Origin of the sequence: Pseudomonas sp. NEEL19 (assembly GCF_028751975.1) — a bacterium.
GTDB lineage: Bacteria > Pseudomonadota > Gammaproteobacteria > Pseudomonadales > Pseudomonadaceae > Aquipseudomonas > Aquipseudomonas juntendi.
In genome coordinates this window covers 5,188,040-5,202,330 of sequence record NZ_CP081491.1, presented here as the reverse complement: position 1 = coordinate 5,202,330, position 14,291 = coordinate 5,188,040, and the positions used below count along the sequence as shown (strand labels likewise).

Annotated in this window: 12 protein-coding genes; 8 read left to right on the top strand and 4 right to left on the bottom strand. The window is 63.2% G+C overall.

The features are described from left to right. Nucleotides 1-105 precede the first annotated feature (105 nt). Nucleotides 106-459 (top strand): YkgJ family cysteine cluster protein, encoded by a 354-nt coding sequence (locus K4A76_RS23085; protein WP_009682925.1) that lies wholly within the window; start codon nucleotides 106-108, stop codon nucleotides 457-459. 2 nt (nucleotides 460-461) lie between these two features. On the opposite strand, the gene dadR is transcribed toward K4A76_RS23085, so the two are convergent. Further along, complete coding sequence (gene dadR, locus K4A76_RS23080; protein ID WP_003258963.1) at nucleotides 462-950, bottom strand: transcriptional regulator DadR; 489 nt, start codon at nucleotides 948-950, stop codon at nucleotides 462-464. Between the two features lie 156 nt (nucleotides 951-1,106). Here dadR and dadA point away from each other — a divergent pair, with 156 nt between their 5' ends. The 5 genes from dadA to K4A76_RS23055 all read left to right on the top strand — a co-directional run bounded on the left by dadA (nucleotide 1,107) and on the right by K4A76_RS23055 (nucleotide 6,872). Further along, nucleotides 1,107-2,411, top strand: coding sequence for a D-amino acid dehydrogenase (gene dadA / locus K4A76_RS23075; RefSeq protein WP_274411233.1), 1,305 nt, complete (start codon nucleotides 1,107-1,109; stop codon nucleotides 2,409-2,411). A 146-nt stretch (nucleotides 2,412-2,557) separates the two neighbouring features. Beyond that, complete coding sequence (alr, locus tag K4A76_RS23070; protein ID WP_274411232.1) at nucleotides 2,558-3,631, top strand: alanine racemase; 1,074 nt, start codon at nucleotides 2,558-2,560, stop codon at nucleotides 3,629-3,631. 108 nt (nucleotides 3,632-3,739) lie between these two features. Beyond that, complete coding sequence (locus K4A76_RS23065; RefSeq protein WP_009682929.1) at nucleotides 3,740-4,288, top strand: cupin domain-containing protein; 549 nt, start codon at nucleotides 3,740-3,742, stop codon at nucleotides 4,286-4,288. Between the two features lie 154 nt (nucleotides 4,289-4,442). Then, on the top strand, nucleotides 4,443-4,847 hold the full coding sequence (locus K4A76_RS23060; RefSeq protein WP_033690433.1) for a c-type cytochrome: 405 nt from the start codon (nucleotides 4,443-4,445) through the stop codon (nucleotides 4,845-4,847). Nucleotides 4,848-5,012: 165 nt separating this feature from the next. Beyond that, on the top strand, nucleotides 5,013-6,872 hold the full coding sequence (locus K4A76_RS23055; RefSeq protein WP_274411231.1) for an acetyl-CoA hydrolase/transferase C-terminal domain-containing protein: 1,860 nt from the start codon (nucleotides 5,013-5,015) through the stop codon (nucleotides 6,870-6,872). A gap of 112 nt (nucleotides 6,873-6,984) precedes the next feature. Here K4A76_RS23055 and K4A76_RS23050 read toward each other — a convergent pair whose 3' ends face one another. Beyond that, nucleotides 6,985-7,557, bottom strand: a complete 573-nt coding sequence (locus K4A76_RS23050) for a xanthine phosphoribosyltransferase (RefSeq protein ID WP_009683322.1) — start codon at nucleotides 7,555-7,557, stop codon at nucleotides 6,985-6,987. A gap of 64 nt (nucleotides 7,558-7,621) precedes the next feature. Further along, the gene (gene rep / locus K4A76_RS23045; RefSeq protein WP_029887601.1) at nucleotides 7,622-9,631 is read right to left on the bottom strand and encodes a DNA helicase Rep; all 2,010 of its coding nucleotides are present in this window, start codon (nucleotides 9,629-9,631) and stop codon (nucleotides 7,622-7,624) included. A 297-nt stretch (nucleotides 9,632-9,928) separates the two neighbouring features. On the opposite strand from rep, the gene K4A76_RS23040 reads away from it, so the two are divergent. After that, nucleotides 9,929-11,596, top strand: coding sequence for a putative bifunctional diguanylate cyclase/phosphodiesterase (locus tag K4A76_RS23040; RefSeq protein ID WP_054912674.1), 1,668 nt, complete (start codon nucleotides 9,929-9,931; stop codon nucleotides 11,594-11,596). Nucleotides 11,597-11,679: 83 nt separating this feature from the next. Here K4A76_RS23040 and K4A76_RS23035 read toward each other — a convergent pair whose 3' ends face one another. Further along, nucleotides 11,680-13,068 (bottom strand): NorM family multidrug efflux MATE transporter, encoded by a 1,389-nt coding sequence (locus K4A76_RS23035; RefSeq protein WP_029887599.1) that lies wholly within the window; start codon nucleotides 13,066-13,068, stop codon nucleotides 11,680-11,682. 153 nt (nucleotides 13,069-13,221) lie between these two features. Here K4A76_RS23035 and K4A76_RS23030 point away from each other — a divergent pair, with 153 nt between their 5' ends. Beyond that, on the top strand, nucleotides 13,222-14,148 hold the full coding sequence (locus K4A76_RS23030) for a LysR substrate-binding domain-containing protein (protein ID WP_029887598.1): 927 nt from the start codon (nucleotides 13,222-13,224) through the stop codon (nucleotides 14,146-14,148). Nucleotides 14,149-14,291: the final 143 nt, after the last annotated feature.

Below are 14,291 nucleotides of genomic sequence, written 5' to 3'. Positions count from 1 at the left end.
GGGGATGTCTCGTCAGTTTGTAGAATGATTAGGCTTACCCACAACTGCCAAAATTAGCAGGTCCACTGCTTCCATCCAGCACAAGCGTTACGCAAATATTCAGCCATGTCCTGCAACCGCCACAAGATCCACTTCCTGCGCGAACTCATCCCTGCCTTCGAGTGCGAACCCGGCTGCCACGACTGCTGCGGCCCGGTCACCACTTCGGCCGAAGAAATGGCCCGCCTGCCGCGCAAGTCCCAGGCCGAGCAGGATGCCGCCCTGGCGCGCCTGGACTGTGTGCACCTGGGCCCCAACGGCTGCACGGTGTATGAAGAACGGCCGATGATCTGCCGCTTGTTCGGCACCACCCCGCGCATGGCCTGCCCACGTGGCCGGGGCCCTGAGCCGATGATCGACCCTGGCGCCGAGCAGCTCGTTCACCAGTTCATCGCCAGCACCCGCCAGGTGTTGGTCTAGCGTCAGTCCGGAATCGGCAGGCAGAGGCTCTCCTTCACCTCTTCCATCACGATGTAGCTCTTCGACTCGCGCACGTGCGGCAGCTTCAGCAGGATGTCGCCGAGCAGCTTGCGGTACGAGGCCATCTCGGAAATGCGCGCTTTCACCAGGTAGTCGAAGTCACCGGAAACCAGGTGGCACTCCAGCACGTGCGGCAGCTTCAGCACCGCGCGGCGGAACTCTTCGAAGGTGTCACCCGACTTGTAGTCCAGGCTGATTTCCACGAACACCAGCAGGCTACCCTTGAGGTGCTGCGGGTTCAGGCGGGCGTTGTAGCCCATGATGATGCCCTCGCGCTCAAGGCGGCGAACCCGCTCGGTGCAAGGGGTGGTGGACAGCCCGACTTTCTCGCCCAGTTCGGTGAAGGAAATACGCCCGTCATTCTGCAGGATACGCAGAATGTTGCGGTCGATCTTGTCCAGTTCACGCTTGCTCTGGTGCTGGGTTCTCATAGGGGATGCCCCTCCGTGAAAGGCGATTATGCCGAGAATTCTCGCCAATAATAGGCTTTTATATAGTGAATTGCACTGCCCTCGAATTTCTATACTGCGCCCATCCATGCCATTTCCATAAAAGTCTGCGGCGTGCCGCGTGTGAGGGATACAACGATGCGAGTTCTGGTACTTGGTAGCGGTGTGATTGGAACCGCCAGTGCCTACTACCTGGCCCGGCAAGGTTTCGAAGTGACGGTGGTCGACCGCCAGCCGGCGGTGGCCATGGAAACCAGCTTCGCCAACGCCGGCCAGATCTCGCCCGGCTATGCCTCGCCCTGGGCCGCCCCGGGTGTGCCCCTGAAGGCCATCAAATGGCTAATGGAGCGCCATGCACCCTTGGCAATCAAGCTCACTGGTGACGTTGACCAGTACCTGTGGATGGCCCAGATGCTGCGCAACTGCACCGCCAGCCGTTATGCGGTGAACAAGGAGCGCATGGTGCGCCTGTCCGAGTACAGCCGTGACTGCCTCGACGAGCTGCGCGCCGAAACCGGCATCAATTACGAAAACCGCAGCCTGGGCACCACCCAGCTGTTCCGTACCCAGGCCCAGGTCGATGCTGCGGCCAAGGATATCGCCGTGCTCGAGCAGTCTGGCGTACCGTACGAATTGCTGGACCGCGATGGCATTGCCCGCGTCGAGCCGGCCCTGGCCGGGGTGAAAGACATTCTCGCTGGCGCCCTGCGCCTGCCCAACGACCAGACCGGCGACTGCCAGCTGTTCACCACCAAGCTGGCCGACATGGCGCTGAAGCTGGGCGTGGAGTTCCGCTTCGGCCAGGACATCCAGCGCCTGGACTACGCCGGCGACCGCATCAATGGCGTGTGGATCGACGGCAAGCTGGAAACCGCCGACCGCTATGTGCTGGCGCTGGGCAGCTATTCGCCACACATGCTCAAGCCGCTGGGCATCAAAGCCCCGGTCTATCCGCTGAAGGGTTACTCGCTGACCGTGCCGATCACCAATGGCGACATGGCGCCGACCTCGACCATTCTCGACGAGACCTACAAGGTTGCGATCACCCGTTTCGACAACCGTATCCGCGTTGGCGGCATGGCTGAGATCGCCGGTTTTGACCTGTCGCTCAACCCGCGTCGGCGTGAAACACTGGAGATGATCGTCAACGACCTTTATCCTCGCGGCGGTGATCTGAGCCAGGCCAGCTTCTGGACCGGTCTGCGTCCGGCCACCCCGGACGGTACACCGATTGTCGGTGCCACGGCGTTCCGCAACCTGTTCCTCAATACCGGTCACGGCACCCTAGGCTGGACCATGGCGTGCGGCTCCGGGCGCCTGCTGGCAGACCTGATCGCGCGCAAGAAGCCGCAGATCAGCGCCGAGGGCCTGGACATTTCGCGGTATGGCAACAGCCGGGAAGTGGCCAAGCACGGGCATGCTGCGCCGGCTCACCAGCAGTAAGGTCGCCTGTACCGGCCTCATCGCCGGCAAGCCAGCTCCCACAGGATCTCCGCAGTTCTCAGGCCCTGTGAGAGTCCTGTGGGAGCTGGCTTGCCGGCGATGAATCCAACACCGATTTCAACCCGAACCACCATAAGGCACCCGCCATGCGTCCCGCCCGCGCCCTGATCGACCTCCAGGCCCTGCGCCACAACTACCGTCTGGCCCGTGAACTGACCGGTGCCAAAGCCCTCGCCGTGATCAAGGCCGATGCCTACGGCCATGGTGCCGTGCGCTGTGCCCTGGCCCTGGAGGCCGAAGCCGATGGCTTTGCCGTGGCCTGTATCGAAGAGGCGCTGGAACTGCGCGGTGCCGGTATCAAGGCCCCGGTGCTGCTGCTGGAAGGTTTTTTCGAAGCCAGCGAGCTGGCACTGATCGCCGAGCACGATCTGTGGTGCGTGGTGCACTCGCTGTGGCAGCTGGAGGCGATCGAGAAGACGCAACTGCGCAAGCCGCTAAGTGTCTGGCTGAAGCTGGACAGCGGCATGCACCGGGTGGGCTTGCACCCCAAGGATTACCACGAGGCCTACCAGCGCCTGCTGGCCAGCGGCAAGGTCGCGCGGATTGTACTGATGACCCACTTCGCCCGTGCCGACGAACTGGATGCTGACGCCACCGCGCAGCAGATCGCCGTGTTCGAAGCCGCACGCCAGGGCCTTGCCGCCGAGTGCAGCCTGCGCAACTCCCCCGGCGTGCTGGGCTGGCCGCAAGCGCCCAGCGACTGGGTGCGCCCAGGCCTCATGCTGTATGGCGCCACGCCCTTCGAGGTGGCGCAGGTCGAAGCCGCGCGCCTGCAGCCGGTGATGACCCTGCAATCGCGGGTGATCAGCGTGCGTGAGCTGCCCGCCGGCCAACCGGTGGGCTACGGTGCCAAGTTCGTCAGCCCGCGGCCGACCCGTGTTGGCGTGGTGGCCATGGGGTACGCCGATGGCTACCCGCGCCAGGCGCCCAATGGCACGCCGGTGCTGGTTGCTGGCAAGCGCGCCCCGTTGATCGGCCGGGTGTCGATGGACATGCTCAGCATCGACCTCACCGATGTGCCCGACGCCACGGTGGGTAGCCCCGTCGAACTGTGGGGCAAGCAGGTACTGGCCAGTGAAGTGGCGGCACAGGCTGGCACCATTCCTTACCAGATCTTCTGCAACCTGAAACGGGTCACCCTGGACTACGTCGGCGAATGACACGCTGATGCGGACAGGTTGAGGGCGGTGTGTTGTAAATACTGAACGGCATTGCCATGATATCGTTCACATCCACCCCCCTTTCTACCGTTTCAGGAGGCTCCAGCTTTGGACGTCGGCGAACGACTGCAAGCCATCCGCAAGCTCAAGGGCCTGTCCCAGCGCGAACTCGCCAAGCGCGCCGGGGTGACCAACAGCACCATCTCGATGATCGAGAAGAACAGCGTAAGCCCCTCCATCAGCTCGTTGCGCAAGGTGCTCAGTGGCATTCCCATGTCCATGGTCGAATTCTTTTCGGTCGAACTGGAGGCGCAGAGCCCTGCGCAAATCGTCTACAAAGCCCACGAGCTGATCGATATCTCGGACGGTGCGGTAACCATGAAGCTGGTCGGCAAGTCGCACCCCAACCGCGCCATTGCCTTCCTGACCGAGGTCTACCCGCCGGGCGCCGACACCGGTGCCGAAATGCTGACCCATGACGGTGAGGAAACCGGCATTCTGCTCGAAGGCCGCCTTGAGCTGGTGGTTGGCAACGAGATCTTCATCCTTGAGGAAGGCGACAGCTACTACTTCGAAAGCACCCGCCCGCACCGCTTTCGCAACCCGTTCGACCAGCCTGCACGGCTGATCAGTGCCGCTACGCCCTCAAACTTTTGATCCAGCGCAGTGCATTGATTCGGCAATACCCCTTTCCCGTGTAGGGTCGTTTCACCGCCTTCAGGTTGCCGCTATACTTTTCAGCGCTCGCTGTTTCGTGGCCGCGGGCGTGATTAGCCACCATGAGGGTGTTCGCGTGAACCAAATCAAGAAGATGCTGGCCGTACCAGCAGCCGTATTCGCCCTCTGGGCAATGAGCGCAACCGCTGCGACCAATGACGACATTGCCAAGCGCCTGGAACCCGTTGGCCAGGTCTGTGTGCAGGGCCAGGAGTGCAAAGGCATGGAAGTGGCGGCAACCGCGGGTGGCGGTGGTGCCAAGACCCCGGACGAGATCATTGCTAAGCACTGCAATGCCTGCCATGGCAGCGGCCTGCTCGGCGCGCCCAAGGTGGGTGATACCGCGGCCTGGAAGGAGCGAGCCGACCACCAGGGCGGCCTGGATGGCATCCTGGCCAAGGCCATTACCGGCATCAACGCCATGCCACCGAAAGGTACCTGCGCGGACTGCTCGGACGACGACCTGAAAGGGGCGATCAAGAAGATGTCTGGGCTGTGAGCTGCAGCTGAATTTCACCAGGCCCGCCATGGATGGCGGGCTTTGTTTTTTGTGGCGGCTGTGCCGGCCTCTTTGCGGCTTTGGCCGCGAAAGGGCCCGCACCGGCAACCAACTCGCTTGAGCTCATGTCCAACCCCTGAACCCACGGATGTCTCAGGAGGCCCCATGCACCTCTGCTCCATCGACCAGGCTGTCGAGCAGGTCCTGGCACGCCTGCCAGCCCATATCCACATGGGCCTGCCCCTGGGCCTGGGCAAGCCCAACGCCTTCGTCAACGCCCTTTACGCCCGCGTGCGCGAACTGCCCGAACGGCGGCTGACCATCTACACCGCCCTGTCCCTGGGCCGGCCGGCACTGGGCGACGGGTTACAGCGGCGCTTTCTGGAGCCTTTCGTCGAGCGCGTGTTCGCCGACTATGAAGAGCTCACCTACCTCAGCGACCTGCGCAACGACACATTGCCCGCCAACATCCGCGTCGAGCAGTTCTTCATGCAGCCGGGCAGCTTGCTGCACAGTGAATCGGCGCAGCAGGACTACGTCAGCAGCAATTACAGCCACGCCGCGCGGGATATCAACGCCAAGGGCCTGAACCTGATCGCCCAACTGGTGGCTGCCACGCCCGAAAAGCCCGTGCACCTGAGCCTGGCCTGCAACCCCGACATCACCCTCGACCTGCTGCCCATGGTCGCCAAACGCCGCGCTGCCGGTGAAACCATCCTCATGCTGGGGCAGGTGCACGCCGAGCTGCCTTACATGCCTGGCGATGCCGAGCTGCCGATCGACGCGTTCGACCTGTTGCTCGACGAGGCCGAACAACGCCGGCTGTTTTCCACACCGAACATGCCGGTCGGCATTCAGGACCACTGCATTGGCCTGCATGCCAGTAGCCTGGTGCGCGACGGCGGCACGCTGCAGATCGGTATTGGTGCCATGGGCGATGCGGTCGCCGCGGCATTGCTGGCGCGCCAGGGCGACAACGCTGGCTACCGCGCGGTGCTCGATGCACTCGATGTCGGCCCCTGGCAGGCGCTGATCGAACGGGAAGGGGGGCTGGATACCTTCGCTCAAGGCCTCTACGGCTGCAGCGAGATGTTCGTCAACGGCCTGCTGGTGCTGGCCGAGGCAGGCTTGTTGCGACGCCCGGCGGATGAGCAGGGCGCGTTGTTGCACGGTGGCTTCTTCCTTGGCCCGCAGGCGTTCTATCAGCGCTTGCGCGAGATGCCCCTGGAGCAGCGTGCACAGTTCGTCATGACCCGTATCAGCTTCATCAACGAACTCTACGGGCAAGAGGAACTCAAGCGCCGCCAGCGCCGCGATGCGCGCTTCATCAACACGGCGTTTGGCATGACCCTGCTGGGTGCCGGGGTGGCCGACCAGCTGGAAGATGGCCGAGTGCTCAGTGGCGTGGGCGGGCAATACAACTTCGTTGCCCAAGGCCACGCGCTGGAGGGTGGGCGCTCGATCCTGCTGTTGCGCAGTTGGCGTGAGGCGGGCGGTGAGGTGACGTCGAACATTTTCTGGGCGTACGGCCACTGCACCATCCCCCGACACCTGCGCGATATCGTGGTGACCGAATACGGCATCGCCGACCTGCGTGGGCAGACCGACAGCGAAGTGATTGCACGGTTGCTGGCGGTAAGCGATTCACGGTTCCAGCAGGGGCTGATCGAGCAGGCCAAGAGTGCCGGCAAGCTGCACAAGTGCTTTGAACTGGACGCGCGCTTTGCCGACAACACCCCGCAACGCCTTGAGGCGGTCAGGGCGCAGCATGCACGGTTGTTCCCCGAGTATCCGCTGGGTACGGACTTCACTGCCGAAGAGCAGGACCTGTTGCGGGCGCTGAACTGGTTGAAGAGCAAGTTCAAGTTGAGCGAGGTGCTGGAGCTGGGCAAGGCCGCGCTGGATGCGCCGGGGCCGGAGGGGTATGAGCAGCATCTGGAGCGGATGCAACTGGGCCAGCCGCAGGGGCTGAAGGAGGAGCTTTACCAGAGGTTGCTGCTGGCGGGGTTGGCGGCGACCCAATAAACCCCAAGGCGTATTGGCCCGATGTAGGAGCGGGTTTACCCGCGAATGCGGTGGGACATTCACTATCGCATTCGCGGGTGAACCCGCTCCTACAAGGGACCGCGGCGCGGCATCACTCGATGAAAGTGACCACACCACCTTCCAGCGACTTCACCCGGGCCAACGATTCAACGCGGTAGCCCTGGCTGTCCAGTTCGGCGCGGCCGCCCTGGAACGACTTCTCGATGACGATACCCAGGCCGGCCACGGTGGCGCCGGCCTGCTTGATGATCGAGATCAGTGCCTGCGACGCCTTGCCGTTGGCCAGGAAGTCGTCGATCACCAGCACGCGGTCGCTGCTGTTGAGGTGGCGCGGCGAGATGGCCACGGTGTTCTCGGTCTGCTTGGTGAAGGAATACACCGAGGCGGTCAGCAGGTTTTCGGTCAGGGTCAGCGACTGGTGCTTGCGGGCGAAGATCACCGGTACGCCCAGCTTCAGGCCGGTCATCACTGCCGGGGCAATGCCCGAGGCTTCGATGGTGACGATCTTGGTCACGCCAGCATCGGCGAACAGGCGGGCGAACTCGTCACCGATCAGCTGCATCAGCGCCGGGTCGATCTGGTGGTTGAGAAACGCGTCCACTTTGAGGACCTGATCGGAAAGCACGATGCCTTCTTCGCGAATCTTCTGATGCAGTGCTTCCACTGTGATTTCCTCGATGTAACAAAGGTGGCCGCTGGAGGCGGCAATATTAAAGAGTAATGGTTGATCAGCGTTTGAGCATTGCCCGGATGTCGGCCAGGGCGTTGTTGCCGCGTGCCGCCTTCACCTCGACCGGGGCGTCGTCCAGGCCTTCCCAGGCCAGGTCGTCGGGTGGCAATTCGTCGAGGAACCGGCTGGGCGTACAGTCGATGATTTCACCGTACTGTTTGCGCTTGGCGGCGAAGGTAAAGGCCAAGGTCTGGCGGGCGCGGGTGATGCCCACATAGGCCAGGCGGCGCTCTTCTTCGATGGTGTCAGCCTCGATGCTGGAGCGGTGCGGGAGGATTTCCTCTTCCATGCCCATGATGAACACGTAGGGGAACTCCAGGCCTTTGGAGGCATGCAGGGTCATCATCTGCACCCCTTCGGCGTTCTCTTCTTCTTCCTGCTGGCGCTCGAGCATGTCGCGCAGCACCAGCTTGCCGATGGCGTCCTCGATGGTCATGTCACCCTCTTCATCCTTTTCGAGGGTGTTTTTCAGTGCGTCCACCAGGAACCAGACGTTGCTGATGCGGAAATCGGCGGCCTTGTCGCTGGCGGTCTGCTGGCGGATCCAGTTTTCGTAGTCGATGTCGCGGATCATCTCGTGCAGCGCGGCAATCGGGTCTTCCAGGGCGACCTTCTGGCGTACCCCGTCCAGCCAGTGCTTGAAGCGCTGCAAACGCTCGGTATAGCGGGCGTCCAGGTGTTCACCCAGGCCCAGCTCGTCGCTGGCGGCGTACATGGAAATGCCGCGCTCGGTGGAATAGTTGCCGAGCTTTTCCAGGGTGGTGGAGCCGATCTCGCGGCGCGGCACGTTGATCACCCGCAGGTAGGCGTTGTCGTCGTCCGGGTTCACCAGCAGGCGCAGGTAGGCCATCAGGTCCTTGACCTCCTGGCGGCCGAAGAAGCTGTTGCCGCCCGACAGGCGATACGGCACCTGGTGGTGCTGCAGTTTCAGCTCGATCAGCTTGGCCTGGTAGTTGCCGCGGTAGAGGATGGCAAAGTCGCTGTACGGGCGGTTGGTGCGCAGGTGCAAGGTGAGGATCTCCATGGCCACCCGTTCGGCCTCGGCTTCCTCGTTCTTGCAGCGGATCACGCGGATCTCGTCGCCTACACCCATCTCGCTCCACAGCTGTTTTTCGAACGCGTGCGGGTTGTTGGCGATCAGCACGTTGGCACAGCGCAGGATCCGGCTGGTGGAGCGGTAGTTCTGTTCGAGCATGACGATCTTCAGGGAGGGGTAGTCCTCCTTGAGCAGCATCAGGTTCTCGGGGCGGGCACCGCGCCAGGCATAGATGGACTGGTCGTCGTCGCCCACTACGGTGAACTGGTTGCGCATGCCGATCAGCATCTTCACCAGCAGGTACTGGCTGGCGTTGGTGTCCTGGTACTCGTCCACCAGCAGGTAGCGCACGCGGTTCTGCCAGCGCTCCAGCACTTCGGGGTGTTCCTGGAACAGCTTCACCGGCTGCAGGATCAGGTCGTCGAAGTCCACTGCGTTGAACGCCTTGAGCGTGCGTTGGTAGTGGGTGTAGACGATGGCAGCGGTCTGCTCGCGCGGGTTGCGCGCCTTTTCCAGGGCTTCTGGCGGCAGGATCAGGTCGTTTTTCCAGGCACCGATCATGTTCTTGATCTCGTCGATGCCGTCGTCGCCTGAGTATTCCTTCTGCATGATGTCCGACAGCAACGCCTTGATGTCGGACTCGTCGAAGATCGAGAAGCCCGGCTTGTAGCCCAGCCGCTCGTGTTCCTTGCGGATGATGTTCAGGCCCAGGTTGTGAAAGGTACACACCGTCAGGCCGCGACCTTCCCCCGGGCGCAGCAAGGTGCCAACCCGCTCCTTCATCTCGCGCGCGGCCTTGTTGGTAAAGGTCATCGCCACGATGTACTGGGCACGAATGCCGCAGTTCTGGATCAGGTGGGCAATCTTGCGCGTGATCACGCTGGTCTTGCCCGAGCCTGCACCGGCGAGCACCAAAAGAGGGCCGCCGACATAGTCACGGGCTTCCTGCTGCCGGGGATTGAGTCGGGACATGCTAGAAACCGGGGGTCGCCAGAAAATAGCCGCGCATTCTAACAGGCATGGGGCTGTTGTGGCGCGACCGTCTGACGTCTGAGTCAGACTTTTATTGGCGCTCTGTATTAGTCAGGCTAATGCCAGGCACTGGAAAAATCGTATTTGCCGAACGGGCCTGATTTCGCGCAGGATGCACGACAAAATACGTCGGGTCGCCGCAGAGTCCGGTGTATGTATAAAATTGAAAATCATTTTCATCAATGCAGTAGCATATTCATCTTCTCTCGTTGTGCCGTGAAGCCCTAAGGAGCCCGCTTGTCCACGCCTGTCGAACCTCTGCGTTTGCTGCTGTTGGCTGATGAGCCGGAATGGGCCGTGCTGCTGCGCGAGTGCGTGCAGGGGTTGGGCGGCACTGCAGTGCTGTTGACGGCGCCTGACTGGGAGGCCGTCGACAGCCTTTTCAGCCATGACCGGCAAGCCGTGGTCCTGGCGACTGCGGCACTGCAACCAGCGCCGGGGCGCTGTGAGCTGCCGACCATCCTGCTGCTGGACGACGAGCCCGCGGTGGCCCCCAGCGGCGTCAGCGACTGGCTGGTGCGCCAACAGCTCAGCACCGATAGCCTGCGCCGCTCGCTGCGGCATGTGCGCGAACGCGGTGTGCTGGTGGCCACCTTGCAGCGCCTTGCCGAGCAAGACCCACTGACCGGTATCGCCAACCGCCAGGGCTTCCAGGCCTTGCTCACGGCACGGCTGGCTGAAAACGAAGGCCGGGGCGTTGCCCTCGGCCACCTCGACCTGGACAACTTCCGCCACGTCAACGACGCCCTTGGCCACCAGAGCGGTGACCGCCTGATCCTGCAGGTTGTGGCCCGGTTGAAACACCAACTGGAAGCGGGGGACCAATTGGCGCGCCTGGGCAGCGACGAATTCGCGCTGCTGATCGACACGCGCCGCGACCCGAACCGCGCCGAATGGATTGCCGAACGCATCGTCGAGGCCTTGGCCGAGCCCTATTGGATCGATGGCGAAAGCTTGCTGTTGGGCTGCAGCCTGGGCCTGGCGCATGCCCGTGCCCAGGGCGGCGCCGACCCGCTGATGTGGCACGCGCACATCGCCATGCGCCAGGCCAAGGGTAGCCAGGGCTGCACCTTCCATGTGTTCAACGAGCGCATCAACCGTAATGCCCGCAGCCTGGCCGACCTGGAAAGCGAACTGCGCCGCGCCCTGCGCCGGGATGAACTGGAACTGCACTATCAACCCCGGCTGAACCTGGCCGATGGGCGCATAGTGGGGCTCGAGGCGCTGGTGCGCTGGCGGCACTCGGACCGGGGGCTGCTACCGCCCTGCGAGTTCGTGCCGCTGGCGGAGCAAAGCGGTCTGATCGTGCCATTGGGCTACTGGGTGATTTCCCGTGCGCTGCGCGACATGCAGGCGTTGTGCGAACGCGGCCTGGAGCCGCTGCACATGGCGGTCAACCTGAGCTTCCGCCAGTTCCAGGATAGCCAGCTGCTGGCCACCTTGAGCCGGCTGATCCTCGAGCACGGGGTGGATGCTCGCTGGCTGGAATTCGAACTGACCGAAACGGCGGTCATGCGCCGCAACGAGCTGGTACGCCAGACCATGGATGCGCTGGGCCGGCTGGGCGTGCGCTTCTCGCTGGATGACTTTGGCACCGGTTTTTCGTCGTTCGTACACCTGAACAGCCTGCCGATCACCTTGCTCAAGGTGGACCGCAGTTTCGTGGCCGAGATGGAAATGCGCGAGGAAAACCGCAAACTGGTGCACGCCATGATCAACCTGGCGCACAACCTTAACCTTGAGGTGGTGGCTGAAGGGGTGGAGAGTGAGGAGCAACTGGAGCTGCTGCGCGGGTTTGGTTGTGACCAGGTGCAAGGTTTTCTGGTCAGCAAGCCACTGCCGGTGGGGGAGTTGATGGAGTTTTTACTGCAGGCGCCTGACCGTCAGTTGGGGGTTGTCCTTTAGGGCCCTTTCGCGGGCATGCCCGCTCCCTCAGGGCCGCGCACTGTACCTGTGGGAGCGGGCGTGCCCGCGAATAGGCCCTGAAGTCAGGCCGAGGCGGTAGCCTCTCCACCAATCCCAGCTTTCCGCAACAACCGCTTCATCCGCCACTCAAAACCAAAGGTCAGCGCCACCGCCGCGCACGCCAGCCCCAGCGCCAACCCCCACCAGATCCCGACCGCCCCGCCGCCCAGGTTGAACGCGAACAGCCAGGCGCTCGGCGCGCCTACCAGCCAATAGCAGCACAGCCCGATCAGGAAGGTGGTCTTGGCATCTTTCAGGCCGCGTATGGAGCCCATGGCGATGGTCTGCATGCCATCGAACAACTCGAACCAGGCGGCCACCATCAACAAGTGCACCGCCAGTTGGTAGATGGCGGCAAAGCCCGGGTCATTACGGTCTATGAACAGGCTCACCAGCGCCTCGGGCAACAGCAAAAACAGCGCCGCAAAGGCAAACATCACGGTTGCCCCGAAGCCGATGCCCACGCGCCCCGCGCTGCGCGCCGCCAGCAGGTTGCCGGCGCCGTAGTACAAGCCCACGCGCATGGTTACCGCATAGGAGAGCCCTGTCGGCACCATGAATGCCGTGGACACGATCTGTAGGGCGATCTGGTGGGCCGCCAGTTCGGTGCTGCCCAGCACCCCCATGCACAACGCGGCAAAGGCGAACAGGCCCACTTCCACCATGTAGGTGCCGCCAATCGGCAGGCCCAGCCGCCACAGCTCACGCAGGGCGTGCAGCGATGGGCGCGACAGGCCCTTGCGCAGCGGGTAGGCGGCATAGGCCGGGTGCCAGCGGATGTACAACGACAGGGCAATGGCCATGCCCATCGACACCACCGCAGTGACCAGGCCGATACCCATCAGCCCGAGCCTGGGCAGGCCGAACATGCCCTCGATCAGCGCCACGTTGAGCAGGTAGTTCAGCACCGTGCCGACCAGGCTGATGACCATCACCGGGGTCGAACGGCCAAGGGCACTGGTGAACCCGCGCAAGGCCATGAAGGTCAGGTAACCGGGCAACGCCAGCGGCAGCAGGGTCAGAAACTGGGCAGCCGAGGCCACGTTCTCGGGCTGTTGCCCGAACAGCAGCAGTACCGGCTCAAGGTTCCACAGCACCAGCGCGGCGAACAGCGCCAGGCCCCAGGCCAGCCACAGGCCGTTCTGAGCCAGGCGGGTGGCCCCTTCGATGTCGTTGGCGCCCTTGCGAATCGCCACCAGGGTACCCACTGCGGCGATCACCCCCAGGCAGAAAATCGACACGAAGGAATAGCTGGCGGCACCCAAGCCACCGCCGGCCAAGGCCTGCGGGCTGATGCGGGCCATCATCAGGGTGTCGGTCAGCACCATCAGCATGTGCGCCAGCTGCGAGGCGATCAGCGGCCCGGCCAGGCGCAGTAAAGCCTTGAGTTCTGTAGTGGGCGCGACGTGCATGGGCTGTCCTTGTTCCTGAGGTGATCAACGAAGCGCGATTCTGAGGCTTTGGTCAACTTTGCACAAAAGGATAAAAGCGATGGTTGGCATGAGTTGAACTCATGCCTGCAAGTTTCGGATAATTCGCCTCTGTCCCTAGATTGCAGGTGCCTCATGTCGCGCCAGCTACCTCCGCTGTATGCTTTGCGCGCATTCGAGGCCGCCGCGCGGCTCAGTTCGTTCACCCGCGCGGGCGAAGAGCTGTCGATCACGCAAAGTGCCATCAGCCGGCATATCCGTACCCTGGAAGAGCATTTCGCCTGCCGCCTGTTCGTGCGCAGTGGCCGCAACCTGCAACTGACCGAAGCAGGGCGGGTATTGCTGCCGGGGGTGCGCGAAGGCTTTGCCGCGTTCGCCCGTGCCTGTGAAACCCTGTGTGGTGAAGATGACATCCTGCGCATGAAAGCACCTTCGACCCTGACCATGCGGTGGTTGCTGGCCTGCCTGAGCCGGTTTCGCCACCTGCAACCCGGTAACGAGGTACAGCTGACCAGCGCCTGGATGGATGTAGACCATGTGGACTTCAACCAGGAACCGTTCGATTGTGCGGTGTTGCTCAGCGATGGGGTGTTCCCGGCAGACTGGGAGGTGCGCAAGCTGTTCCCGGAGTTGTTGATTCCGGTCGGCGCACCGGACCTGCTTGGCGAAAAGCCCTGGGGCGTGTCCCGGCTGGCCGGTATCGAGCTGCTGCACCCCACGGTGGACAAGCGCGACTGGCGTGACTGGCTGCAGCGCATGGGCCTCGCTGGCAAGGTATCGCTCAAGGGTGGGCAGGTTTTCGACACGCTGGAGCTGAGCATGATTGCCGCAGCGCGTGGCTACGGCATCTCCATCGGCGACTTGCTGATGGTGGCCGAGGACGTGGCGCAGAAGCGCCTGAGCCTGCCCTGGCCAACGGCGGTGCCCAGTGGCATGGATTACTACCTGGTGTGGCCGCGTACCCGGCGCGGGGGCGAGCGGTTGCGCCGGTTGAGTGCATTTCTGGAACAGGAGGTGGCGGCCATGGATCTCCCGGATGTGGAAATTCTCCCGCCCCTTTGATGGCCCGTGCAGGCGACAGAAAACGTTTGCGAATATCCCGGCCCGACACTCAAGTATTCGCCCGCGACGCCGATTCACTGGCACAGCGTCCCGGAAGAGGGCGCACTTCCCGTCGATAGAAAGCGGGCGGTCAGCGTGATCAG

Coding starts and splice junctions, on each gene's coding strand:
- K4A76_RS23030 (WP_029887598.1), top strand. CDS start 13,222: ATGTCGCGCCAGCTACCTCCGCTGTATGCTTTGCGCGCATTCGAGGCC.
- rep (WP_029887601.1), bottom strand. CDS start 9,631: ATGTCCCGACTCAATCCCCGGCAGCAGGAAGCCCGTGACTATGTCGGC.
- K4A76_RS23060 (WP_033690433.1), top strand. CDS start 4,443: ATGCTGGCCGTACCAGCAGCCGTATTCGCCCTCTGGGCAATGAGCGCA.
- alr (WP_274411232.1), top strand. CDS start 2,558: ATGCGTCCCGCCCGCGCCCTGATCGACCTCCAGGCCCTGCGCCACAAC.
- dadA (WP_274411233.1), top strand. CDS start 1,107: ATGCGAGTTCTGGTACTTGGTAGCGGTGTGATTGGAACCGCCAGTGCC.
- K4A76_RS23055 (WP_274411231.1), top strand. CDS start 5,013: ATGCACCTCTGCTCCATCGACCAGGCTGTCGAGCAGGTCCTGGCACGC.
- K4A76_RS23085 (WP_009682925.1), top strand. CDS start 106: ATGTCCTGCAACCGCCACAAGATCCACTTCCTGCGCGAACTCATCCCT.
- dadR (WP_003258963.1), bottom strand. CDS start 950: ATGAGAACCCAGCACCAGAGCAAGCGTGAACTGGACAAGATCGACCGC.
- K4A76_RS23035 (WP_029887599.1), bottom strand. CDS start 13,068: ATGCACGTCGCGCCCACTACAGAACTCAAGGCTTTACTGCGCCTGGCC.